Annotated in this window: 20 protein-coding genes, 1 other RNA gene and 1 other annotated feature; of the genes, 2 read left to right on the forward strand and 19 right to left on the reverse strand. The window is 51.8% G+C overall.

Going from position 1 to position 24277, the window contains the following annotated elements; translation table 11 throughout:
- Window positions 1-19 precede the first annotated feature (19 nt).
- From mnmA to IC804_RS04730, 5 genes are all read right to left on the reverse strand, one after another.
- The gene (mnmA, locus tag IC804_RS04710) at window positions 20-1135 is read right to left on the reverse strand and encodes a tRNA 2-thiouridine(34) synthase MnmA (RefSeq protein WP_081156967.1); all 1116 of its coding nucleotides are present in this window, start codon (window positions 1133-1135) and stop codon (window positions 20-22) included.
- A gap of 13 nt (window positions 1136-1148) precedes the next feature.
- Window positions 1149-2291, reverse strand: a complete 1143-nt coding sequence (locus IC804_RS04715) for a cysteine desulfurase family protein (RefSeq protein WP_011887880.1) — start codon at window positions 2289-2291, stop codon at window positions 1149-1151.
- 22 nt (window positions 2292-2313) lie between these two features.
- Window positions 2314-2730: a cysteine metabolism transcriptional regulator CymR gene (gene cymR, locus IC804_RS04720; RefSeq protein ID WP_008881024.1), complete on the reverse strand. Its 417-nt coding sequence runs from the start codon at window positions 2728-2730 to the stop codon at window positions 2314-2316.
- The gene (locus IC804_RS04725) at window positions 2730-3386 is read right to left on the reverse strand and encodes a YczE/YyaS/YitT family protein (RefSeq protein ID WP_081156965.1); all 657 of its coding nucleotides are present in this window, start codon (window positions 3384-3386) and stop codon (window positions 2730-2732) included. The genes cymR and IC804_RS04725 overlap by 1 nt, the downstream gene beginning before the upstream one ends.
- A gap of 64 nt (window positions 3387-3450) precedes the next feature.
- Window positions 3451-4746, reverse strand: coding sequence for a replication-associated recombination protein A (locus IC804_RS04730; RefSeq protein WP_008881026.1), 1296 nt, complete (start codon window positions 4744-4746; stop codon window positions 3451-3453).
- Window positions 4747-5039: 293 nt separating this feature from the next.
- Here IC804_RS04730 and IC804_RS04735 point away from each other — a divergent pair, with 293 nt between their 5' ends.
- Window positions 5040-5690, forward strand: a complete 651-nt coding sequence (locus tag IC804_RS04735) for an RsfA family transcriptional regulator (protein ID WP_008881028.1) — start codon at window positions 5040-5042, stop codon at window positions 5688-5690.
- 53 nt (window positions 5691-5743) lie between these two features.
- Here the strand turns inward: IC804_RS04735 and IC804_RS04740 are convergent, their stop codons facing one another.
- From IC804_RS04740 to IC804_RS04805, 14 genes are all read right to left on the reverse strand, one after another.
- Window positions 5744-6505, reverse strand: a complete 762-nt coding sequence (locus IC804_RS04740) for a tRNA threonylcarbamoyladenosine dehydratase (RefSeq protein ID WP_008881029.1) — start codon at window positions 6503-6505, stop codon at window positions 5744-5746.
- Between the two features lie 151 nt (window positions 6506-6656).
- Window positions 6657-6844: non-coding RNA, 6S RNA (gene ssrS / locus IC804_RS04745), on the reverse strand.
- A 78-nt stretch (window positions 6845-6922) separates the two neighbouring features.
- Entirely contained in the window at window positions 6923-8695 is a 1773-nt protein-coding gene (gene aspS, locus IC804_RS04750) for an aspartate--tRNA ligase (protein ID WP_008881030.1), read from the reverse strand.
- Window positions 8696-8698: 3 nt separating this feature from the next.
- Entirely contained in the window at window positions 8699-9979 is a 1281-nt protein-coding gene (hisS, locus tag IC804_RS04755) for a histidine--tRNA ligase (RefSeq protein WP_081156963.1), read from the reverse strand.
- Between the two features lie 47 nt (window positions 9980-10026).
- Window positions 10027-10256: a binding site (T-box leader), on the reverse strand.
- A 144-nt stretch (window positions 10257-10400) separates the two neighbouring features.
- Window positions 10401-11924 carry an alkyl hydroperoxide reductase subunit F gene (gene ahpF, locus IC804_RS04760; protein ID WP_081156950.1) on the reverse strand — a complete coding sequence of 508 codons (1524 nt, stop codon included), beginning with the start codon at window positions 11922-11924 and terminating at the stop codon, window positions 10401-10403.
- A gap of 14 nt (window positions 11925-11938) precedes the next feature.
- Entirely contained in the window at window positions 11939-12502 is a 564-nt protein-coding gene (ahpC, locus tag IC804_RS04765) for an alkyl hydroperoxide reductase subunit C (protein WP_008881033.1), read from the reverse strand.
- A 357-nt stretch (window positions 12503-12859) separates the two neighbouring features.
- The gene (locus IC804_RS04770) at window positions 12860-13033 is read right to left on the reverse strand and encodes a hypothetical protein (RefSeq protein ID WP_008881034.1); all 174 of its coding nucleotides are present in this window, start codon (window positions 13031-13033) and stop codon (window positions 12860-12862) included.
- Between the two features lie 78 nt (window positions 13034-13111).
- On the reverse strand, window positions 13112-13570 hold the full coding sequence (dtd, locus tag IC804_RS04775; RefSeq protein WP_008881035.1) for a D-aminoacyl-tRNA deacylase: 459 nt from the start codon (window positions 13568-13570) through the stop codon (window positions 13112-13114).
- 22 nt (window positions 13571-13592) lie between these two features.
- Window positions 13593-15791 carry a RelA/SpoT family protein gene (locus tag IC804_RS04780; protein ID WP_011887887.1) on the reverse strand — a complete coding sequence of 733 codons (2199 nt, stop codon included), beginning with the start codon at window positions 15789-15791 and terminating at the stop codon, window positions 13593-13595.
- 141 nt (window positions 15792-15932) lie between these two features.
- The gene (locus tag IC804_RS04785; RefSeq protein ID WP_008881037.1) at window positions 15933-16445 is read right to left on the reverse strand and encodes an adenine phosphoribosyltransferase; all 513 of its coding nucleotides are present in this window, start codon (window positions 16443-16445) and stop codon (window positions 15933-15935) included.
- Window positions 16445-18802: a single-stranded-DNA-specific exonuclease RecJ gene (gene recJ / locus IC804_RS04790; RefSeq protein ID WP_029760671.1), complete on the reverse strand. Its 2358-nt coding sequence runs from the start codon at window positions 18800-18802 to the stop codon at window positions 16445-16447. The genes IC804_RS04785 and recJ overlap by 1 nt, the downstream gene beginning before the upstream one ends.
- A gap of 57 nt (window positions 18803-18859) precedes the next feature.
- Complete coding sequence (locus IC804_RS04795) at window positions 18860-19762, reverse strand: cation diffusion facilitator family transporter (RefSeq protein ID WP_041264613.1); 903 nt, start codon at window positions 19760-19762, stop codon at window positions 18860-18862.
- A gap of 145 nt (window positions 19763-19907) precedes the next feature.
- Window positions 19908-22160: a protein translocase subunit SecDF gene (secDF, locus tag IC804_RS04800; protein ID WP_081156948.1), complete on the reverse strand. Its 2253-nt coding sequence runs from the start codon at window positions 22158-22160 to the stop codon at window positions 19908-19910.
- 119 nt (window positions 22161-22279) lie between these two features.
- Window positions 22280-22570 carry a post-transcriptional regulator gene (locus tag IC804_RS04805; protein WP_011887891.1) on the reverse strand — a complete coding sequence of 97 codons (291 nt, stop codon included), beginning with the start codon at window positions 22568-22570 and terminating at the stop codon, window positions 22280-22282.
- A gap of 107 nt (window positions 22571-22677) precedes the next feature.
- On the opposite strand from IC804_RS04805, the gene spoVB reads away from it, so the two are divergent.
- On the forward strand, window positions 22678-24240 hold the full coding sequence (gene spoVB / locus IC804_RS04810) for a stage V sporulation protein B (RefSeq protein WP_008881042.1): 1563 nt from the start codon (window positions 22678-22680) through the stop codon (window positions 24238-24240).
- Window positions 24241-24277 lie beyond the last annotated feature (37 nt).

Consider the following 24277-nt stretch of genomic DNA (forward strand, 5'->3'; position numbering starts at 1 on the left):
TTTTCTTCCGCTCGTGCAATCAGCCGACATACCAAAGCTTTTCACCGTTGCGGAACACTTCGTCAATCGTGCCGCCACCGAGACATTCATCTCCGTTGTAAAAGACAACAGCCTGCCCCGGCGTCACCGCCCGCGCCGGTGCATCAAAGACGACTTCCACCTTGCCGTCCGCAAGCGGATGAACCATGACACCGATATCCGGCTGGCGGTAGCGGAATTTCGCCGTGCAGCGGAACGGTGCTTCCGGTTTGCGATCGGACACCCAATTGACGTCCACCGCTTTTAACGAAGTGGAATACAAATATTCGTTTTCAAACCCTTGGGCCACGTAAAGCACGTTTTCGCGCACATCTTTGCCGACGACAAACCACGGTTCGCCGCTGCCGCCGATGCCAAGTCCGTGACGCTGGCCGATCGTGTAATACATCACTCCATCATGCCGCCCTTTCACCTCGCCATCGAGCGTTTTCATCACCCCTGGCTGAGCCGGCAAGTAGTGGCTTAAAAACTCTTTGAAATCGCGCTCACCGATAAAGCAAATGCCGGTGCTGTCTTTTTTCCCAGCGGTGGCAAGCCCCGCTTCTTTTGCGATCCGACGGACATCGGCTTTCTGCAAATGACCGATCGGGAACATCACTTTCGACAGCTGAGCTTGGCCAAGTTGATTCAAAAAGTACGTTTGGTCTTTGTTCGGATCGGCCCCGCGCAACATTTTGTATTCGCCGTCGCGAAACTCGACGCGGGCATAGTGGCCGGTCGCGACATAATCGGCGCCGATCGACATAGCATGCTCCAAAAACGCCTTGAACTTAATTTCTTTATTGCACATCACGTCCGGATTCGGCGTCCGTCCAGCTTTATATTCATTCAAAAAATACGTAAACACTTTGTCCCAATATTGCTTTTCAAAGTTGACTGCATAGTATGGGATGCCGATTTGGTTGCAGACGCGCACGACATCTTCGTAGTCTTCCGTCGCTGTGCAGACGCCGTTTTCGTCGGTGTCATCCCAGTTTTTCATAAAAATGCCGATCACATCATATCCTTGCTCTTTTAACAATAGCGCAGCGACAGATGAGTCAACTCCGCCGGACATGCCAACAACAACGCGCGTTTCATGCGGTGCTTTGTTCATGCTGCTTCACCCCTCACTGGTTCGTGAGCCGTTTGACGATCTTTACCGTTTCTTCCGCGGCTCGTTCAATTTGCTCATTCGTGTTGCCCAGTCCGAAGCTGAAACGAACGGACGAGCGGATGCGCTCGGACTGTTTTCCACACATGGCAACAAGCACGTGAGATGGGTCGATCGAACCAGCCGTACATGCCGAGCCACTTGAAGCGGCGATGCCGGCTAAATCCAAATTCACAAGCAGCGATTCAACGTTCGTTCCCGGAAAAGCAACGTTTAAAATATGCGGCAGACCGTCTTGACTGCCGTTAACTACATAGTCAATGCCCGATGAGCGAAAAATATCAAGCATTGCCTCGCGCCAAGCCGTGTACTGTTTGTGCTTTTCCTCCCTCGTCCGCTCGGCGATTTCCGCTGCCCGCGCCAAACCGATGATACCGGGGACGTTTTCCGTGCCAGCGCGCCGTTTCCGCTCTTGTTCACCGCCAAAAAGCAGCGGAGTAATGCGGACCGTCTCCCGAACATACAATGCCCCGCTTCCTTTCGGGCCATTAATTTTATGGCTTGAGAGTGACAACAAATCGACCCCATATTCATTCACATCGATGGAGAGCAACCCATACGCTTGGACGGCGTCGGTGTGAAAATAGGCCGGGTGATCACGAAGCAACGCGCCGATTTCACGGATCGGCTGGATCGTACCAACTTCATTGTTGGCAAACATGACCGACACTAAAATCGTCTCATCGCGCAGCGCAGCTTTTACATCATCGACCGACACAAGCCCTTGTTCATCAACCGGCAAATACGTCACGTCAAACCCTTGTTTTTCCAAATATTCACAAGCACGCAACACAGCGTGATGCTCGATAGCAGTCGTAATAATATGATTGCCGCGCCCCCGGTTGGCCATCGCCGTCCCGATGAGCGCAAAGTTATCCGCTTCCGTACCGCCACTTGTAAACACAATTTCTGTCTCTTTCGCCCCGAGGCTGCGAGCGATGGTTGCCCTTGCTTCGTCAATCGCACGGCGGCTTTGTCGACCAAAATAATGGATGCTTGACGGGTTGCCGAACTGTTCGGTCATCCAATGGACCATACCGGCTGCCACATCTGGATGCACGGGAGCCGTGGCGGCATGGTCCAAATAAATCCGTTCCAACGCTCATTCTCCTTTCTATCGCTTAAATATAAAACATATATGCTCCTTCATCTCCGTCGTTATACTTCGCCAAATCTTCCAATGTCGTGCTATCAAGCACTTCCTCGACCGCATCACGGATGCGGATCCACAACTCACGCTTTGCCGGCTCCTCCTCTTCAAGTTCCTCGACCGGAGTAATCGGTCCTTCAAGCACACGAAGAATATCGCCGGCCGTAATTTTGGCCGGATGCTCGGCAAGCACGTAACCGCCATACGCCCCACGAATGCTTTTGACAAGCCCAGCGTTGCGCAGCGGCGTGACAAGTTGTTCCAAATAATGTTCGGATAAATTGTTCGCCCTGGCGATCGAACGAAGCGAAATCGGACGATCCCCATATTTTTTGGCTAATTCGATCATAATCGTCAACCCGTACCGGCCCTTCGTCGAGATTTTCATCATATCCCCCCTAACGACTTAACCCTTCCACGTGAGCGCTTGTCACTCCAAGCAGACGGCTGGTTATTTTTCCAGTATTGCGGCAACACCAAGCCGGCACTCGAGCCGATCATCACGCAAAAAAGAAGCGTGCCAAACAACATCGGCCCACCAAGCAGCCAACCGATAAGCAACACGAGCGCTTCCATTCCCATGTACGCTCCCTTCCACCTAGTCAGCACGGTCAAGGCGAGCATGGAACTGTCGCGTGGATCAGCACCAACGCCAGCAGAAATATATAACCTCATGCCATAGCTAATCACTATGATGCCCGACATTACCATTGCATATTGCTCAAGCGGCCATTCAGGTGTTTTGAGATATGGAATTATCATCCATCCATCGATCAAAATTCCAACCGTCACTATATTCAAAAAAGCGCCAAGACGCGATGGTCGCTTTACGAGCAATGAGGAAGCCGCAAGCACTATCAGCCCGGCAATGATCGACCACGCGCCGATCGTCAAACCAAATTGTCGTTGCCACCCAATATGAAGCATATCCCACGGTACGCAGCCGATATCGGCTGTAATTGTCAACACGATGCCAAATGACATGGCGAGCAAACCGAAAAAGGCAATGTCCCAACGCAGCCATGGGATATCGTTATGAGCCATTATGGATGCGCCTCCCCTGTTGAGCCAATCGCCTGTGTTATTATATCATAAATGCTTCTTCCATTCACGGCTCAACATTGTCCTCTTGTTTCAACTGCTGAAGCCGTCGGTACACTTTGGCATAATATTTCTCCTCGCCATGCTCTTTCGGTTCATAATAGCGAGTTCCTTCAATAGAAACGGGTAAATAGGCTTGAGCTACCCAGCCGTTTGGATAATCGTGCGGATATAAATAGCCTTGGCCATGCCCAAGTATGGACGCTCCTTTATAATGAGCATCTTTTAAATGATCCGGAATCTCGCCGAGCTTGCCGGCCCGCACGTCAGCCAATGCCGCATCAAGCGCCTTGTAGGCGCTGTTTGATTTCGGGCTCAAACAAAGTTCAATCGTCACAACAGCGAGCGGAATGCGCGCCTCCGGCAGCCCGATCCGCTCCGCTGCCTCCACGGCTGCCTGCACTTTCACCCCCATCATCGGGTTGGCGAGCCCGATATCTTCGTAGGCAATGACGAGCAACCGCCGGCAGACGGCGGCCAAATCCCCTCCTTCAAGCAGGCGCGCCAAATAATGAAGCGCAGCATCGGCATCGCTGCCGCGCACACTTTTTTGAAACGCGGAAAGCAGCGAATAGTATGTATCGCCGTATTTGTCATGAGTAAACCCTCGATTGGCGGTACACGACGCTATGATGTTCTCATCAATATACAAACACCCGTCGCGTTCATCAGCAGCGGCGACCGCCGCCTCAAGAAGAGAGAGTGCTGCGCGTGCATCCCCACCGGCCGCCTCGGCAATGCGCCATAACAGTTCCTCAGCGATGATCACCGGCGTCTCTCCGACCCCGCGTTCCGAGTCAGCAAGCGCTCGTTTCAAAATCACGAGTATATCAGCCGGCTTAAGCCGCTTTAATTGCTGAATTTGCCCACAGCGGCTGCGGATCGCTGGATTGACCTCATGAAACGGATTTTCCGTCGTCGCCCCGATCAACGTCACGAGCCCTGATTCAAGATGTGGAAGCAGCACATCTTGCTGCGCCTTATTCAAGCGGTGAATCTCGTCGATAAACAAAAGGACATTGCCTGACCAACGAGCCGCTTCGGCCGCCTCTTCGATCTCCTTCTTTCCGGCTGACGTCGCATTGATGGCGATCAGCTCCCGCTCGGCAGTGCGGGCGATGGCGTAAGCGAGCGACGTCTTCCCTGTCCCCGGCTCCCCGTAAAGCAATAGCGAGGGCACATACCCTTTCTTAATCATTTTATAAAGCGGCGTCTCTGGTCCGATGATATGTTCCTGCCCAACGATGTCATCAATCGTCCGCGGCCGCATCCGTACTGCCAACGGTTCCGTCGTTTTTCGCATGCTGACCCCTCCTTCGTTTCATTGTACAGCGGCCGCTTCGTCAAATACAACCTTACTGCCCATGTCATAAAACGCCCGCTCCTTTTGGTGCTATGTAGTAGACTGGTTGATTGAGACTGTGCAGCTTCGTTATGTTGAAGCACCTCGCGCCTTACATCTTTGTTCAAGCACCGTTGGAGCAACGCTGGATAAGCAGGAGGGAAAATGGCAAAAATGAAGGGAGCGAAGTTTAAATTAGAAAAACAACGGAAAAACTATTATCATATCAACATTATCTTTGCGGGGTGGACAGCATGAAAACAAGACAAGATGCATGGTCACACGAAGAAGACGTACTGCTCGCTGAGACGGTACTGCAATACATACGCGAAGGAAAGACCCAACTCGCCGCTTTTGAAGAGGTCGGAAGACAGTTGCACCGGACAGCGGCAGCATGCGGCTTCCGCTGGAACGCCGAAGTGCGGAAACGGTATCTCGACGCCATTGAACAGGCAAAAAAGCAACGAAAAGAGCGAAAACGAGCGTTAGAGATGGTGAAAAAATGGCAAAAAGAAGCGAACGCTATCACATTGAGCGTTCCTGATAAGAACACGTCTGCCGAAGGGTCATCCCCGTTTCTCCCGGCTGCTCCGCTGACGCTCGACCAATGCATTTCCTTTTTGCAAACGCTACGGCGCGATGCGGAACAGTTGGAGACCGTCCGCCAGGAAAATGAGCGGCTGAAACGCGAACGAGCCGAATGGCAAGCGCGCAACGAGCAGCTGGCACAAAAGCTATCGCGCCTCGAGGCACGACAGATGACCGTTCAAGAAGATTACGAGGCGCTCATCAAAATTATGACTCGCGCCCGCCAGCTTGCTTCTGAAGAAGGTGAACGCTTTTCTCTCGCACATCTACTTCTTGCGGAAACGGGCGAACAAAACGAACCAATGGCTCATTCATAATAAAACAAGAGGTGATGGAGTTCATCACCTCTTGTTTATGACCAATTACGTTTTCATTCGCCAACACGAGCAATCGGGATGTCTTTCAACAGTTCGTTAATTACATACGACGCCATAATGAGCCCGGCAACTGACGGGACGAAAGCGTTCGATGATGGCGGCATTTTCGCTTTGCGAATCGGCGAGGCATCATTACCGACGACTTGGCGGACGTCTTCGCGAATTTTCACCGGTTTCTCGTCGGAAAAGACGACCGGAATGCCGCGGCGGATGCCTTCTTTACGAAGTTTCGCACGAATCACTTTGGCGATCGGATCGGTGTGCGTTTTCGAAATATCAGCAATGCGAAAACGCGTCGGATCCATTTTGTTCGCCGCTCCCATGCTTGAGATGATCGGGATGCCGCGCTCAAGGCATTGCTTCATTAAATGCACTTTATACATAATCGTATCGGACGCATCGATGACAAAATCCAAGTTATAAGCAAAAAACTGCTCGTACGTCTCTTCCGTATAAAACATTTGCAAAGCGATCACTTCGCACGCCGGGTTAATGTCAGCAATGCGCTCTTTCATCAATTCAACTTTCGGACGGCCGATGGTCGACAATAAAGCATGAATTTGCCGATTAATGTTCGTAATATCGACGTTGTCTCGGTCAACAAGTACAAGCCGGCCAACACCGGAACGGGCGAGCGCCTCGACAGCGAACGACCCGACGCCGCCGACGCCAAGCACAGCGACGGTGGCATTTTTTAATTTCTCAAGCCCTTCAGGACCAATCGCCAGTTCATTGCGAGAAAATTGATGCAGCATCGTTCTCCTCTCCATTTATTCAGAAATTAATCGTTATGCCGCTTTCTATCCTACATGAAGTCAGCCGATGTGGCAACGGCATTTTGTTGCCAAAACAAAATCCCCTATGCGCTTCGCATAGGGGGAATGGTTCTTTCATTCTCCTATGTATACCAGTCCCAATCGTGCCGTCGATGCCTTCGTTTTGAACCCGCTCCCACATAGGTGGGTGCCCTGTTCCAAGGTTTGCGCTTCCCCCTGCAACGAAGAGGCATGCACGCCGCTTGGAAACCCCGGGCTCCCGGATCATCGACTGTTCGGTCAAAACGATGGGTGACCCGACGAACACATCAGGACGGTTGATTGGTTGTTCTCATTTTATCATATTTTTCAGCGTTTGTGAACCATCTGCTGCTGATGTTTCTCTTTCAGACGCCGTTATTGCTGGTCAGGAAGCACCACAGCCAAATGCAACTCTTTCAGTTGTTTTTCACTGACCGGTCCCGGCGCTTCAGTAAGCAGGCAGCTGGCGCTCGCAGTTTTCGGGAAGGCGATCGTATCGCGCAAGTTTGTGCGCCCAGCTAAGAGCATCACAAGTCGATCGAGGCCGAGGGCGATACCGCCATGCGGCGGAGTGCCATATTCAAACGCCTCAAGCAGGAAGCCAAACTGGCGGCGCGCCTCTTCCTGGTCAAATCCTAGAGCGCGGAACATTTTTTCTTGTACATCGCGCTCAAAAATACGGAGCGAACCGCCGCCAAGCTCATAGCCGTTTAACACTAAATCATACGCCTGCGCCCGAACAGCGCCTGGGTTTGTCTCAAGCAGCGGGATATCGTCACGCACCGGCATCGTAAACGGATGGTGGGCGGCGTAATAGCGGCCTTCTTCTTCGTCGTACTCTAAAAGCGGCCAATCTGTTACCCATAAAAAAGCGAGCTTTGTTTCATCGATCAAGCCAAGCTCTTTGCCGAGCTTTAACCGCAACGCACCAAGAGCCGCCGCGACAATCGCCTTCTCGTCAGCAACAAACAACAGCAAATCCCCATCTTCGGCAGCAAGCAGCTGGCGCAGCGCTGTTTGCTCATCATCGACGAAAAACTTGGCGATCGGCCCTTTCAGCTCCCCTCCTTCAACTTTTAACCAAGCGAGCCCTTTCGCTCCGTAGCGGCCGGCAAACTCCGCTAACGCGTCAATGTCTTTACGCGAATAACGGCTCGCCGCTCCTTTTACGTTGATTGCCTTCACTTGACCACCTTGCTCAACGGCGCGGGCGAACACTTGAAACGCGGAGCCGCGGACCGCTTCCGACACATCGACAAGCTCAAGGCCAAAACGTACGTCCGGCTTATCGGAACCGTAACGGCTCATCGCTTCGTCATATGTGATGCGTGGAAATGGGCGCGGAATGTCAATCCCTTTAGTTGCTTTGACGACCGCCGCCATCATCCGTTCGGTTAAATCGATGATGTCTTCTTGGTCGACAAACGACATTTCAATGTCAATTTGCGTAAACTCTGGCTGGCGGTCAGCGCGCAAATCTTCATCGCGGAAGCAACGAGTGATTTGGTAATAGCGTTCAAAACCGCCGACCATCAAAAGCTGCTTAAAAATTTGCGGCGACTGCGGCAAGGCGTAAAATTCCCCCGGATGAACGCGGCTTGGCACTAAATAATCGCGCGCCCCTTCCGGTGTGCTTTTCGTCAACATTGGCGTCTCCACTTCTAAAAAGCGTTCGCCGTCTAAAAAGTTGCGCACCGCCTTCGCCACTTTATGACGAAGCTCAAGTGTTTGAAACATGGTCGGGCGGCGCAAATCCAAGTACCGGTATTTCAAACGCACATCTTCCGCCGCATCTGTGTCATCAGCAATCGCAAACGGCGGCGTTTTCGCTTCATTGATAATGTCGATGCGCTCCGCATGAACTTCGATGCGGCCGGTCGCAATGTTCGGATTGACCGTCTCCGGTGCGCGGGCGACGACCGTCCCTTCAACACTTAGCACATATTCGCTCCGTACGCGCTCCGCTGTCGCCAGCGCCTCGACCGAGACATCTGGGCTGGCGACAACTTGGACAATGCCTGTCCGGTCACGTAAATCGATGAAAATCAACCCACCCAAGTCACGGCGCTTCTGCACCCAGCCTTTGAGCACAACACGCTCGCCGACGGCCGTTTCCGGCACTTCACCACAATAATACGTTCGTTCCACTTTTTACTCCTCCCGTTTTGTTCGTTCTATTAAAAAGGACGCCAACTCTCCAAGCGGCACATCAGTTTGCTCGCCGCTCGCCATGTGTTTCACAGCTGCTGTCTGTTTTTCCAGCTCCTCGTCGCCGATGATGGCAACGAATGATGCGCCAAGACGGTCAGCTGCCTTCAGCTGTGCCTTCATTTTTCGACCTAAATAGTCTTGCTCCACACGCAGGCCGGCACGGCGCAATTCGTAAACGAGGCGGACAGTTTCATCTTTTGCCCGCTCACCGACAGCGACAACATAGCAATCGATTCCTCGATGGATCGGCAGTTCAATCCCTTCCGCTTCAAGCGCCGCCAGCAGCCGTTCAATGCTTAACGCAAAGCCGATGCCAGGCGTTTCCGGGCCGCCAATTTCTTGTACAAGCCCGTTATAGCGTCCGCCGCCGCAAAGAGTCGCCGCTGCGCCGAACCCTTCAGCCTCGCTCATAATTTCAAACGTCGTATGGTTGTAATAATCGAGGCCGCGCACGAGCCGCGAGTCAATGACAAACGGGATGTCAAGCATCGTTAAATATTGCTTCACCTTCTCAAAATACGCGCGCGATTCGTCATTCAAATAGTCTAAAATCGACGGTGCTGACGCCATCAGTTCATGGTCGCGGTCCTTTTTACAATCGAGAATGCGGAGCGGATTCGTCTCAAGCCGCGCCTGACAGTCCGGGCACAGTTCATGAATGCGGTCAGAAAAATGGCGGACAAGCGCTTCGCGATGCGCCCGGCGGCTGTCTACATCGCCTAAACTGTTGATTACGAGCCGGATGCGTTTTAAACCAAGCGCCTTATAAATATGCATCGCTAACGCCATCACTTCGGCGTCAATCGCCGGATCACTGCTGCCAATTGCCTCAACACCAAACTGGACGAATTGGCGGAACCGTCCGGCTTCCGGCCGCTCATAACGGAACATTGGTCCCGCATAATACAACTTGACCGGCTGATTCGGGCTGCCGTACAGCTTATGCTCGACGAACGCCCGCACGACCGGTGCGGTTCCTTCCGGACGGAGCGTCAACGCACGGCCCCCTTTGTCTTCAAACGTGTACATCTCTTTTTGGACGATATCGGTCGTATCACCAACGCCACGTAAAAACAGCTCCGTATGTTCAAAAATCGGCGTCCGTATTTCTTCATAGCCGTACCGTCTACACAGGTCGCGGGCCACTTGTTCGACATATTGCCATTTTTCCGTTTCACCCGGTAATAAATCTTGTGTCCCTCTTGGAATTTGAAAAGCCATACTCTTCCTCCTTTGCCCAAAATAAAAACGCCCTTATCCCCATCATCGATAGGGACGAGAGCGTCATTCCCGCGGTGCCACCCTAATTGAAGCATACAGCTTCCTCTTGTCGCCGCTAACGCGTGGCGCGCGTTCCCCCTTACTGGCGCAAAGCGCGTTCAAAGGGAAACCTATGGAGTGTCTTTCGTTAAGCCATCATGGAGAAACGCTCGCAGCCTCAGGCGTTTCCTCTCTGGCCATGTGGGCCTTAACTACTTTTCTCCGTCATCGGTTATCACGTATAGAAAATGTAATTTTATATTACGGAGAAAGCCGAACGTTGTCAAGTTGTCTTTGCTGTGAAACAGCTCTTTGCCTGCGTCTGATTGATATCATGCATGAATGGGCATTTGTAAAAAGAGAGCCGTTTTCGGCTCTCTTTTTAGTGGCGAATTAAGTAATCAAACGCACTCAATGCGGCAGTAGCGCCTGAACCCATGGAAATAATGATTTGCTTATAAGCGCTGTCCGTGCAATCGCCCGCGGCAAAGACGCCTTCAACATTTGTCGCGCCGCGTTTATCGACGATGATTTCGCCGATGCGATTCCGTTCAACCGTTCCTTCCAGCCACTCTGTATTCGGCACAAGTCCGATTTGAACGAATACACCTTGCAACTCGATATGGTGCTCTTCCCCTGTTTCGCGATCGATATACGTAAGGCCATTCACTTTGTCTGTACCGATAATTTCTTTCGTTTGCGCATTTTTAATGACCGTCACGTTCGGCAAGCTATACAATCGCTCCTGCAAAACAGCATCCGCTTTTAATTCAGGAGCGAACTCGAGCACAGTCACATGTTTAGCGATGCCAGCGAGGTCAATCGCCGCTTCTACGCCGGAGTTACCGCCGCCAATGACCGCCACGTGCTTGCCTTCAAACAGCGGGCCGTCGCAATGCGGGCAGTAGGCAACCCCTTTGTTTTTGAACTCTTCCTCACCCGGCACACCGAGATTGCGCCAACGTGCGCCAGTGGAAATAACCACCGTTTTGCTTTTCAGGACAGCACCGTTTTCCAGCTCGACTTCAATAAGATCTTTCTTCTCGAGCCGTTTGGCACGCTGGATCATGATGTCGACATCGTACTGTTTGACATGCTCCTCAATGCTGGCTGCCAGCTTCGGCCCTTCGGTATATTTGACGCTGATGAAGTTCTCAATACCGAGCGTATCTAAAATTTGTCCGCCGAAGCGCTCAGCGACAATACCGGTGCGGATGCCTTTGCGCGCCGCATAAATGGCAGCTGTCGCACCCGCTGGTCCGCCGCCGATGACAAGCACATCAAACGGGTCTTTATCGGCAAATGAAGCAGCGTCCGGCTCGCTTCCTAATTTTGCGAGAATGTCTTCAAGCGACATGCGGCCGCTAGCGAACATCTCGCCGTTTAAAAAGACGGTCGGCACCGCCATAATGCCTTTTTGTTCAACTTCTTCCTTAAACGCCGCACCATCAATCATCGTATGCGAAATGTCAGGGTTGAGCACGCTCATGATGTTGAGCGCTTGAACGACATCCGGGCAGTTATGGCACGTTAAGCTCACGTACGTTTCAAAATGATGTTTGCCCCGAATTTGTTGAATGCGGCGCACCACATCCTCGCTGACTTTTGGCGGCCGCCCGCTCACTTGAAGCAGGGCAAGCACCAAAGACGTAAACTCATGGCCTAACGGAACGCCAGCAAAGGTGACGCCGGTGTTTTCGCCGACCCGGCTGACGCTGAAGCTTGGCGTTCGTTCAAGCGTTGCTTTTTCCACTTTGATTTTCGGCGACATCGCCGTTAATTCATCGATTAAAGCAAGCATATCGCGGGAAACGTTGTCGTCTCCCGCGCTTACTGTCAAGACAATGTCATTTTCAAGCAATTGCAAGTACTGGGCGAGTTGTGCCTTGATGTCAGCATCAAGCATTGTCAAATGCCTCCTTAAATTTTGCCAACAAGGTCAAGACTCGGTTTCAGCGTTTCAGCACCTTCTTGCCATTTCGCCGGGCACACTTCACCTGGATGGTTGCGCACATATTGAGCAGCTTTGATTTTATCAATCAATGCGCTAGCTTTGCGGCCAATGCCGTCAGCGTTGATTTCCACCGCTTGGATGACGCCGTCCGGATCGATAATGAACGTGCCGCGTTGAGCCAAACCTTGTTCTTCGTCAAGCACATCAAACATGCGCGACAATTGGTGCGAAGGATCGCCGATCATGACATATTCAATTTTGCTGATCGTCGGCGATGTGTCATGCCATGCTTTATGAGTAAAGTGCGTATCGGTCGAAACCGAGTACACTTCCACACCAAGTTCTTTGAACGTAGCATAATGGTCTTGCAAATCTTCGAGCTCCGTCGGGCATACGAACGTAAAGTCAGCCGGATAGAAGCAAACGATGCTCCATTTTCCGAGGAAGTTTTGTTCCGTAACTTCAACGAAATCTCCATTATGATACGCTTGTGCTTTGAAAGGTTCTACTTTTTTCCCTACGAGAGACATTCTTCATCTACCTCCTGCAATGGCTAGTCTTTAAATTAAAATGATTTTAATACGATATTTATTATCATATAGAAGTGTGTATTTTGTCAATAGATATAACTTAAAATTTTTCCATGGCGCCTAACCAGCTTCGGGTGGAGCACGGTGTGTCCATGTGATACACAATGGAGTGGGGCTCTCTTTATTTATCGAAGATCCCATCCTGGAGACGGGTCAGCTGGTTTTGGCTTTCGCATGTCCACCCTTTTCTCACAAGCAGATCCATCTGACGAGCCAATTTGACACCATAGAACCTATGCCTAAACACTCGCACGCGAGACGCCGTTCCTCCACCCGAAGCGTTAGCACTGGCCATGTTCACGGGCGAAACCACTGTTTTTTCATCGTCTGCACATCTTTTAGTGTTACGCCGAACTCAGACGCCAGCTCAAAGGCACTATATTCGGCTTTCAGCCGCAGCCATTCGTGGAAATCGGCGGAAAGCACATCGTTCGATCGGTGCGCCTGCTTGCTTCTGCCCGTTTGCCGCATCGCCTTTCCTCCTTTCTATGCCGCCGGTTCGTTTTCATCTTTCCCATTTTTCGCTGAAAATAAAAAAACCGGGAAACATCATTCGTTTCCCGGTTTGTCACCGCTGTCGATAATCAAGGTGACTGGTCCATCGTTTGTGAGCGAAACGTCCATCATTGCGCCGAACACTCCTGTTTCGACATGGATGCCTTTTCCGCGCAAGAAGGTGTTGAATGCCTCATAAAGCGGCAAGGCGCGATCCGGTTTCGCTGCTGCCATAAAGTTCGGCCGCCGTCCTTTCCGACAGTCGCCGTAAAGGGTAAACTGCGACACCGACAGCACCGCCCCGCCGACTTCAAGCAACGAACGGTTCATTTTTCCATTTTCATCTTCAAAGATGCGCAAATGAGCAATTTTCTCCGCTAAATAGGCGGCGTCGGCCTCCGTATCCTCGTGCGTGACGCCAAGAAGCACGACAAGCCCCGCATCGATCGCTCCAACGACCTCGCCGTTGACGGTGACGCTCGCCTGCTTCGCCCGCTGGATGACCGCTTTCATTGTGTCCCTCCTTTCGACACCCCTAGTTGTTCATCAGCCGCTGAACTGAATAAATGTCAGGAATTTGTTTAATTCGTTCCACTACTTTTTGCAAATGGCTGATGTTATGAATGGCGATGGTCATATGAATCGTCGCGATTTTATGCCGATGATCCGAGCGGCCGGAGACGGCGGAAATGTCGGTGCGCGTCTCGTTTACAGCCTGCAGCACTTCATTCAGCAAGCCGCGGCGATCAAAGCCGATAATTTCGATGTCGACGTTATACTCACGCTCACCATTTGTGCCGCTTTCCCATTCAACAGGAATCAACCGGTCAGCCGCCTCTTCCACCTGCACGTTCGGGCAGTCGGCGCGGTGAACGGAAATGCCGCGGCCGCGGGTGATAAAGCCGATAATTTCATCGCCCGGCACCGGGTTACAGCAGCGCGACAAGCGGATGAGCAAGTTGTCGATTCCTTGGACACGAATGCCACAGTCACGTTTTTTGCCAGCCGGCAGCTTCGCTTCCGAGACCGCTTCAGCCAGTTTGCGCTGCTGTTCTTCAAGATCGCGCTGCTTTCGCCATTTTTCCGTCAACCGATGGGCGATTTGCGCCGCCGTAATTCCATGGTAGCCAACCGCTGCGTACATATCGTCTTCGTTCGAAAAATTGAATTTCTCCGCGACGCGCTTTATGTTGTCAGCCGTCATCACTTCTTTCGGCTCGAAACCGAGGCCGCGCACTTCTTTTTCAACCATCTCTTTGCCTTTATCAATGTTTTCTTCCCGTCGCTGTTTTTTGAAAAACTGACGAATTTTGTTGCGCGCCTGCGATGTTTTGGCGAGCTTCAGCCAATCTTGGCTCGGTCCATACGAATGCTTCGACGTTAAAATTTCGACGATGTCGCCCGTTTGCAGCTTATAATCAAGCGGCACCATTTTTCCGTTGACTTTCGCACCGATCGTTTTATTGCCGATTTCTGAATGGATGCGGTAGGCGAAATCAATCGGCACCGAACCGGCCGGCAGCTCGATGACATCACCTTTTGGCGTGAAGACGAACACCATGTCGGAAAACAAATCCATCTTCAGCGACTCCATAAACTCTTCGGCATTGCTGGCGTCGTTTTGCCACTCTAAAATTTCCCTGAACCAAGACAACTTTTCTTCAAACGAGTTCGGCTTCACCGTTTTTCCTTCCTTGTACGCCCAATGGGCAGCGATCCCGAACTCGGCGATTTGGTGCATTTCGAACGTGCGGATTTGCACCTCGAGCGGCTCACCTTTTGGCCCGATGACCGTTGTATGGAGCGACTGATACATGTTTGGCTTCGGCATGGCGATATAGTCTTTGAACCGCCCCGGCATCGGCTTCCAGCACGTATGGATGATGCCGAGCACGGCATAGCAGTCTTTAATACTGTTGACGATAATGCGGACGGCAAGCAAATCATAAATTTCATTAAACTGTTTATTTTGCATAACCATTTTTCGGTAAATGCTGTAAATATGTTTCGGCCGCCCGGAAATTTCACACGGAATATGCACTTCATTGAGCCGTTCACGCACTTCCTGAATGACTTCTTCCAAATATTGCTCGCGTTCAGCCCGCTTCTTCTTCATTAAGTTGACGATGCGGTAATATTGTTGCGGATTTAAATAACGAAGTGCGGTATCCTCAAGCTCCCATTTAATTTTCGAAATGCCAAGACGGTGGGCGAGCGGGGCGAAAATTTCGAGCGTTTCGTTAGCGATGCGCCGCTGCTTTTCCGCTGGCAAATGTTTTAACGTCCGCATGTTATGCAAACGATCGGCCAGTTTAATTAAAATGACGCGAATATCTTGCGCCATGGCCAAAAACATTTTTCGGTGGTTTTCCGCCTGCTGTTCCTCTTGTGATTTATATTTAATTTTGCCGAGCTTCGTCACGCCATCGACGAGCATCGCCACATCCGCACCGAATTCACGCTCGAGGTCCTCTTTTGTCGCCTCGGTATCTTCCACGACATCATGCAAAAACCCAGCAGCGATCGTCGTCGCATCCATTTTCAAGTCAGCCAAAATACCGGCAACTTGAATGGGATGGATGATATATGGTTCGCCCGACTTCCGGAATTGATCGCGGTGGGCGTGTTTCGCAAATTCATACGCCTTTTTTAAAAAGGCGACATCTTGTTCCGACAAATAACAGCCCGCCTGTTCAAACACTTGCTCCGCTGTCAGCACTTGTTCATTGGCCATATGGTTGGATCACCTTTGATTTTATAAAATGAAATTCACACGCTAAGGTGTTAACATCAATCACGTTAATAAGAAAGAGCACTCGTGCGAGTGCCCCTTTTTTCTCTATTGTAGCGGAAGAAGCGAACAATGTCGACTATTTTAAAACTGCATGAGCGTTAAAATATCGTATCCTTCCAATTTTTTGCGCCCACCAAGCTCTGTGAGCTCAATTAAAAATGCCAAACCGGCCACTACTCCACCTAATTGTTCGACTAAATCGATCGTCGCCCGCATCGTGCCGCCTGTCGCTAACAAATCGTCGGTAATCAAGACGCGCTGCCCCGGCTTGATGGCGTCTTTGTGCATCGTCAGCACATCTGTTCCATACTCTAATCCGTATTCAACACGAACGACTTCACGCGGCAATTTTCCTTCTTTGCGTACCGGTGCAAAACCAACACCGAGTGCATAGGCAACCGGGCATCCGATGATAAACCCGCGCGCCTCCGGACCAACAACGATATCAATTTGCTTTTCGCGTGCGTATTCGACAATTTGGTCGGTGGCGTATTTGTACGCTTCCCCGTTGTCCATCAGCGTCGTAATGTCTTTAAATAAAATTCCCGGTTTCGGAAAATCAGGCACGATTGTAATATACTGTTTTAAATCCATTATACGTTTGCCTCCTCGTACGTTTGCGAACGTGTCATTTCTGCTAAACAGCGTTTCAACTGCTCATAAGTGGAATATAATAACTGCTGTTCCACCTCAAGCTCGTCCCGCCGGCGGCGATATGTCGGTGATTCATGCAAATCACGCTTCTCTGGCGCATGGACAAGTGAGATGACGCCGTCTTGTTCGCGAATAAACTCAAGCTCTAAAAATACTTTCGCCATAAAATGAACCGTCTCTTCCGTCCAGCCACGGGCGCGCGCCAGCTGTCCGCCCCGCTCGGCGAGCGGAAACGAACGGTATTTATGCAAAAAGGCATAAAACCATTTAAAATGGTCGCGCGTCGGAAACGTGCGAAAAAACTGCGCTTCCGGCTGCGCAAACACCGCGTAAATGCGCTCCGGCTGCCCGTTGCCAAGCAAGACAGCGAGTCGGCGGAGCTTTGGCGGCAAGTCAAGCAGCACGACATAGCGGCCGTCAATCGCCAAGGCGCCCGCCTCTTCATCACTTGCTACATAATGAAGTTCGTCGCGAAACGCCGCCAAATCTAATTGATTTTCGGTTTCGCGGCGAAACAGGACAAGCAGCCGTTTCTCTTTCGGCATTCGCTCAATAAGCGGGTGGACATCGCGGCAGCCGCGGACATCAAACACTTGGCAGCTGCTTACCGCTACATCACATAACGACAACTGCGGCTTCGCTAACCCGTTCCATTCATTCACCGAAAGCTCTCCGACGGCCGAGACGCACGCCCCAGGGGCGATCTCCTCGCAAAGCGGCCCGAGACCGAAGCCAATGGCATCAATCGCTGCACCATTTTGGGAAAAGACCGCTTTCATATGGGCGCCGTTCGCTCCGACGCGGCGCATCGTTTCAACCGCCACCTCTTCAATAAGAAGAAGCGGCCGCGGATTGCTGACACCAAACGGGGCAAGCCGCTCAAAGCTGCGCGCGGCCGACAACGTCAGCTCATCAACAGAGCAGGCAGCATCAATAAACGTCGGCGGTGTAAAATCATCATCTGACAACGTCCTAGCGGCGATGGCATTCAACCGCTCCCGCAGTTCTTCGACATCATCAAGCGCTAAGGTCATTCCCGCCGCCATCGGATGGCCACCAAAATGAGGCAAAATGTCACGACATTGCGATAAACTTGCAAAGAGGTCAAAGCCGTGAATGCTGCGAGCCGACCCTTTGGCGATTCCTTTTTCCCGATCCATCGAAAGCACAACCGCTGGACGATAAAACTGCTCAACAAGTTTCGAGGCAACGATGCCAACAACCCCCGGATTCCATCCTTCACCCGCGACAACAAGAACGCGATGCTCTTCAGGCGGAAACTGACGCCGTACCATCTCTGCCGCTTCTTCAGCCATTTGCGCCACAAGCTGCTGGCGTTCACGGTTTAGTTCATCCATTTCTTGGGCCAACCGTGCGGCTTCGCCCTCATCGTCTGTCATTAACAGCGCCACGGCCGGATCGGCGCCGCCGAGGCGGCCGGCCGCATTCAGCCGCGGCGCGATAGCAAAACCGACCGTCTGTTCATTTACTGTCATCGCATCAATACGGCATTGCCGCCAAAGGGCGCGCAACCCAACGCGGTTCGTTTCGCGCAGCGCCTCGAGCCCTTGTGCGGCGAGCAGACGGTTTTCCCCAACGAGCGGCACTAAGTCGGCAATCGTCCCGATCGCTACCAAATCAAGCAAATGGCGCGGCACCCGTCCAAGCAACGCATGAGCAACTTTAAATGCGACGCCGACGCCGGCCAAATCGCGAAACGGGTATGTACTTCCCGGCTTTTTCGGATGAATGATCGCGTACGCCTCCGGTAACACCGGACCCGGTTCATGGTGGTCGGTCACAATGACATCAAGCCCCCACTCATTAGCGGCAGCGATTTCATCGACCGCTGCAATTCCATTGTCGACCGTCACAATAACGGACACGCCCCGCTCTTTCGCGGCACGAAATGCCGCCAGATTCGGACCGTATCCTTCCGTAAAGCGGTTGGGAATGTAGAATTCGACCGACGCTCCCGCCTCTTTAAGGGCGCTCACCATCACCGACGTACTGCAGACGCCATCGGCATCATAGTCGCCATAGACAAGCACAAGTTCGCCGGTGTTGATCGCCCGCTCTAAGCGCCGAACCGCCCGTTCCATCCCATCAAGTAGAAACGGATCATGAAACGGCTGTCCAAGGGGATCAAGAAACGCGGCCGCTTCCGCTGCCGTCCGCACGCCACGGCGGACAAGAAGCTTTGCTAACAACGGCGCGATGTCGGCTTCCTCGGCCAGCCGCCTCACCGTCTGTTCGTCGGGGCAATCTACTTCCCAACGCGTTTTCGCTTTTAACATGTCCCCCACCTCAACTCTCCTTATTATACAAAAAGGAGAAAAGGGCAGGCAACGACATTACGTGTTTTTTTGCGGATCATACGGATTGATATGCACCATCACATTGCGGACGCGCGGAAGTGTCAGCAACTTTTCCTTTACTTTTTTCCCAATCCGGTGTCCTTCTTCGACTGTCAGCCGTGGATCAACGGCGATCTTCAAATCGACAATAACGTAATGACCATGCTCGCGCGCATATAGCTCGTTAATTTGCCGCACGTCAGGAACCGACAGCACCGCCTCCCGCAAATAGCCCGTTTCCTCCTCATGGAGCACGTGGTCGATTGCCGTATGGATCGACTTCCGACCAAGCTCCCACGCTATTTTTAAAACAAGAATGGCGACGAACAGCCCAGCGAGAGGGTCGGCATACACGAGCCAGCCGATTTCCCACTTTCCGCCGAGAATGGCAGCACCAACACCAACGAGCGCAGCAAGCGAAGAGAAGACGTCAGAGCGATGTTCATAGGCGTTGACAACTAAGGCATCGCTATTGAGCTGTTTCCCTAGCCGGTATTTATAGCGAAACATCGCCTCTTTGACAACGATCGATAACAACAGAACATAAATGGCCGCCATCCCCGGTGGCGACAGTGGGGCGAAAAACGACATGAGCGCTGATCGTCCGATCTCGAGCCCAACAAGAAACAAAAGGACCGCCACAATAATGGCAGCGATCGATTCCGCTTTTCCGTGCCCGTACGGATGGTCTTCATCCGGCGGGCGCGCCGCGGCTCGCAGTCCGATCCAAACGGCGAACGATCCAGCAACATCGGATGCCGAATGAGCGGCATCGGCGATCAGTGCCTGACTTTGGCTCCACACCCCAACGATTGCCTTGATGGCGGCAAGCGCTATGTTGCCGACAATGCCAATGATCGCTGCTGTTTTCGCCTGCCTGAATCGCTGTTCGTTTTCCATGGCCATCTTCCCCCACTTCACGTCTAGCAGCATCCCAGCCGTTTATGTTTCATCTGGCCATTAGTGTATCCATTTTCCGTTCCAAGCATCGTCGTTAAAAGAAAAAGCACCGGAAAAAGCGCAAGCACTTTTTCCGGTGCGGACATTACAGGTGCGGCTCGGTTTCCGGCGTGATTTTTTTCGTCCCTTTGCCTTTTTTGAGCGCATTTCCTTTCCAAACGAGCCACAGCTGTGCAGCGATAAACAGCGAGGAATAGACGCCGCACAACAGGCCGGCGAGCAAGGCAAGGTTGAAGTTGCGGATCGCCTCGCTGCCAAACAGAAGTAAGGCAATCACCGTAAACAAAACGGTCAATACGGTGTTGATTGAGCGTGTGAACGTTTGCTGCAACGCTCGGTTGACGATGCGCCTTAAATCGTCGACCGTTTTCACTTTCCGTTTTTTCATGAGATCGCGAATGCGGTCAAACGTGACAATCGTATCATTGATCGAGTAACCAATGATCGTCAACACGGCGGCGATGAACGTCAAATCAACCTCAAGCCGCGTCAAGCTGAACACAGTAATGATGAAAAACGCATCGTGCAATAAGGCGATGATAGCAGCTAACGCCATCCGCCATTCAAAGCGGATCGTCACATAAAGAATGATCCCAATCGACGAAATGAGCACGGCAATGAGCGCGTTTCGCGCTAACTGCTTGCCGACAACGGGCGACACGGTGCTGATGTTGGGTTCATGCCCGTACGTCGTTTTCAGCTCACTTTTGATTTTCGCAATTTCCTGCTTGTCAAGCACTCCGATCAAGCGGACGACGCCTGTTTTCCCGTCCGTGCCAGATAAAACGACATCCTCCGGCTTGTGACCAAGCTGTTCAAAATAGTCGCTTAGCTCCTTGGCTTCAATCGGTTGACTGCTCGTCACCTCAATGCGCGTCCCGCTCGTGAAATCAATGCCGAGATTGAGCCCCATGGCAAAAAGTGAAATGACACCGGCAATCGTCAAGGCGATGGAGAACAGGAAAAACTTTTTGCTATGTTTGATAAAATCCCAACGGTCAAACTTCGTCGGCACTTCTGTCTCATCGGTCGTTTCGGCAATGTTTAAGATTTCCGATTTTTTCACGCCGAAATAACCCGGTTTCTTATCAAGCCAGCGGCTTGAGACGAGCAGCCCGAGCAAAAGGCGCGTGCCGTAGACAGCAGTGACAAAGCTGGCGACAATGCTGATAATGAGCATCGTCGCGAACCCTTTGACCGAGCTTGTTCCGTAAATGAACAGGACGACGCCGGCGATGATCGTCGTAATGTTGGCGTCAAAAATCGTTGCAAACGAACCTCGGTTGCCGGCGCGAAACGCCGACAGCATCGATTTGCCAAGCTTTAACTCTTCCTTGATTCGCTCATACGTAATAATGTTGGCGTCGACCGCCATCCCGACCCCTAAAATAAGGGCGGCAATGCCTGGCAACGTCAAGACGCCGTTCATCCAATCAAACAATAACAGAATCAAATAAATGTACACCGACAGTGTAATGACGGCAATCACGCCTGGCAATCGGTAAAACCAAATCATAAACAAGAAGATGGCAGCAACACCGATGATGCCAGCCAACATCGTTGTTTGCAGGGCGTTTTTCCCGAATTGGGCGCCAACAGACGTCGAGTAAATTTCATGCAATTCGACTGGAAGCGCGCCGGCGTTTAACAGATCAGCCAGCTGCTGTGCTTCTTTCACCGTAAAGTTGCCGACAATCGACACGTCTGTCTGATTGAAAACTTGGTTGACCGAAGCAGCGGAAATAAATTTCGGATCCGCTTTGCCCGCTTCTTTTTGGTACGAGTCAACCCCTTCTTCAAAATCAAGCCAAATGACCAAAATATTGTTCGGCGGCCCCATGTTGTACACTTTTTCCGTCACTTGGCGAAACTTATCGGCATCTTTCAATTTAATAGCGACACTCGGCTGGCCGTTCTCATCAAACGACAGCTTCGCTCCGCCTTGGACAAGATCGCTCCCGTCCATGAGCACGTTGTCATTGACGTCACGGAACGTCAACTTTGCCTGGGTGGCCAAAATTTCGCGTGCCTCGTTTTGATCCTTCACCCCGGCGAGCTGGACGCGAATACGGTTTTCGCCTTCGATGTCGACGCGCGGCTCGCTGACGCCGAGGACGTTAATCCGCTTGTTTAAGGCGCTGACCGTGCTTTGGAGCGTTTCCTGGTCAATTTTATCGCCTTTTTTCGCCGGCTTCACCTCATACAACACTTCAAAACCGCCTTGCAAATCAAGGCCGAGCTTGATATTATGTAAAATTCCTTGAATCGTCGGTCCGATCACTCCAGCCAATAGGAGCACGAGCAAAAAAAACGTGACGATGCGACTTCGTTTTACCATTCGTTGTAAAATCCTCCTTCGATTCATCTTGACGCCCGGCGGCTTCTACAGCACCATCGTTGAACACATCGGTTTCGACTTCCATTATGCGCCAGTCGGCCATTGGTGTCAATTTTTCGCTATAACAACTCTTTGAGAACGTTTTCTAAATCATCGCCGCCAGTTTCCCGCTGCTGTTCATACGAACGCATCGTCAAAAATGCCATGTATTCCCCCGGCGAAAGCGACAAAATGTCGCTGACAAGCTCATATAGTTTTTTTTCCGCCAGCGCGTTTTTCCACTTTCGAGCACACAAACATTCCCATAGCCCGTCGATCGTTACTTGTGTGTACCCGAGCAAACGAAACTCGTCATATTTGCATTCGAGCGCCGGCATGAGCTGTTCGCGCAGCCGTTTTTCCCCTTCCATCTCTCACCCTCCCGCGCCATGCCAGCTATGATCCTTGTCATGCTTGGCCATGTATCTAGCATATATTGTATAAAAGATTAAGGCATTTGAGAAGGCAGGGAAAGAAGATGTCTAAATTTTTGCAAGGGACGATCATTTTAATCGCCGCCGGTTTTATTACGAAAATTCTCGGTTTCATCAACCGTATCGTCGTCGCCCGGATGATCGGGGATGAAGGGGTCGGGCTGTACATGATGGCCGTACCGACGCTATCGTTAGCCATTACGGCGACCCAAATCGGGCTTCCTGTCGCCATTTCCAAACTCGTCGCTGAGGCGGAAGCGGCCGGCGACCGGCAGCGGGTGAAAAAAATTCTTGTCGTGTCGCTTACAACGACGGGAGTGCTGAGCACCGTATTTTTGCCAACGCTCATTGCTATTGCACCATGGCTTTCACAGACGATGTTCACCGACCCGCGCACATACTACCCGCTAATGGCCATCGCCCCGGTCGTGCCGATCGTGGCGATTTCCTCGGTGTTGCGCGGCTATTTTCAAGGGCGCCAACAAATGAAGCCGCACGCCTACTCGCTTTTGATTGAACAAATCGTCCGTATCAGCTTGATCGCTCTATGCACAAGGCCGCTCTTGCCGTATGGCGTTGAGTACGCCGCCGCCGGCGCCATGGCATCATCTGTCCTTGGTGAACTAGCCGCCTTATTGTATTTGTTGTTCTTATTTAAGTTTAAAAAGTCAATCCGTCTGCGGGCGAAATTTTTTCGCTACGTGCAAGCCGGTAAAGAGACGTTCATCCGTCTCATGCGGATCGCCTTGCCAACGACCGGCGGCCGCTTGATCGGCTCACTTTCTTGGTTTTTCGAACCGATCGTCGTCGCCAACAGCTTAGCTCTTGCCGGTGTAGCCTCCTCCGTCGCCACGAAGCAGTATGGCCAGCTCGTCGGTTACGCGCTGCCGTTGCTCACCTTGCCGTCATTCATTACATACGCGCTCTCGACAGCGCTTGTACCGGCCATTAGTGAGGCAATGGCGCAAAACAAGTTGGTTTTAGTTGAATACCGGATCGCCCAGGCAATGCGCCTATCGCTTGTCACTGGCGGTCTTTCCGCCGTCGTGCTATACATTTTTGCCGAACCGCTCATGTGGTGGATGTACGGCACAAGTGAAGCGGCCATCTTTATTCAAGTGATGGCTCCGTTCTTCTTATTTTATTATTTCCAAGGCCCGCTCCAAGCCGTATTGCAAGGACTCGACTTGGCGAACGCAGCCATGACGAACAGCTTGATCGGGGCAGTCGTCAAGCTCGCTTGTATCTTCACCCTCGCCTCACGTCCTAGTTTAGGCATTATGGGGGCGGCGCTTGCAACATCCATCGGCACGGTGCTTGTGACGTTTCTCCATTTCGCCACTGTCGTCAAAGCCGTCTCCTTTTCGATCCATGCGCGCGAGTATGCGAAAGCAACGATTGCCATCACTGTCACCGGTGTGGCCGGCTATGTGCTTTTCCACTATCCACCTATAGCCACACCTTCGTCATTATGGACACTGTTCGCCATGGTGGCGACGATCGTTTTATATATCACTGTCCTTCTGTTCTTTCGGCTCATCAAGCGCGAAGAGCTCGTCTATCTCCCGGGGCTTCATTGGCTAGCTGGGAAAAACGGACGAAAATAGACTTCTAAACATGTCCGGCAACGAATATATATGGTGG

The sequence above is a fragment of the Geobacillus sp. 47C-IIb genome, assembly GCF_014679705.1.
Lineage (GTDB): Bacteria > Bacillota > Bacilli > Bacillales > Anoxybacillaceae > Geobacillus > Geobacillus thermodenitrificans.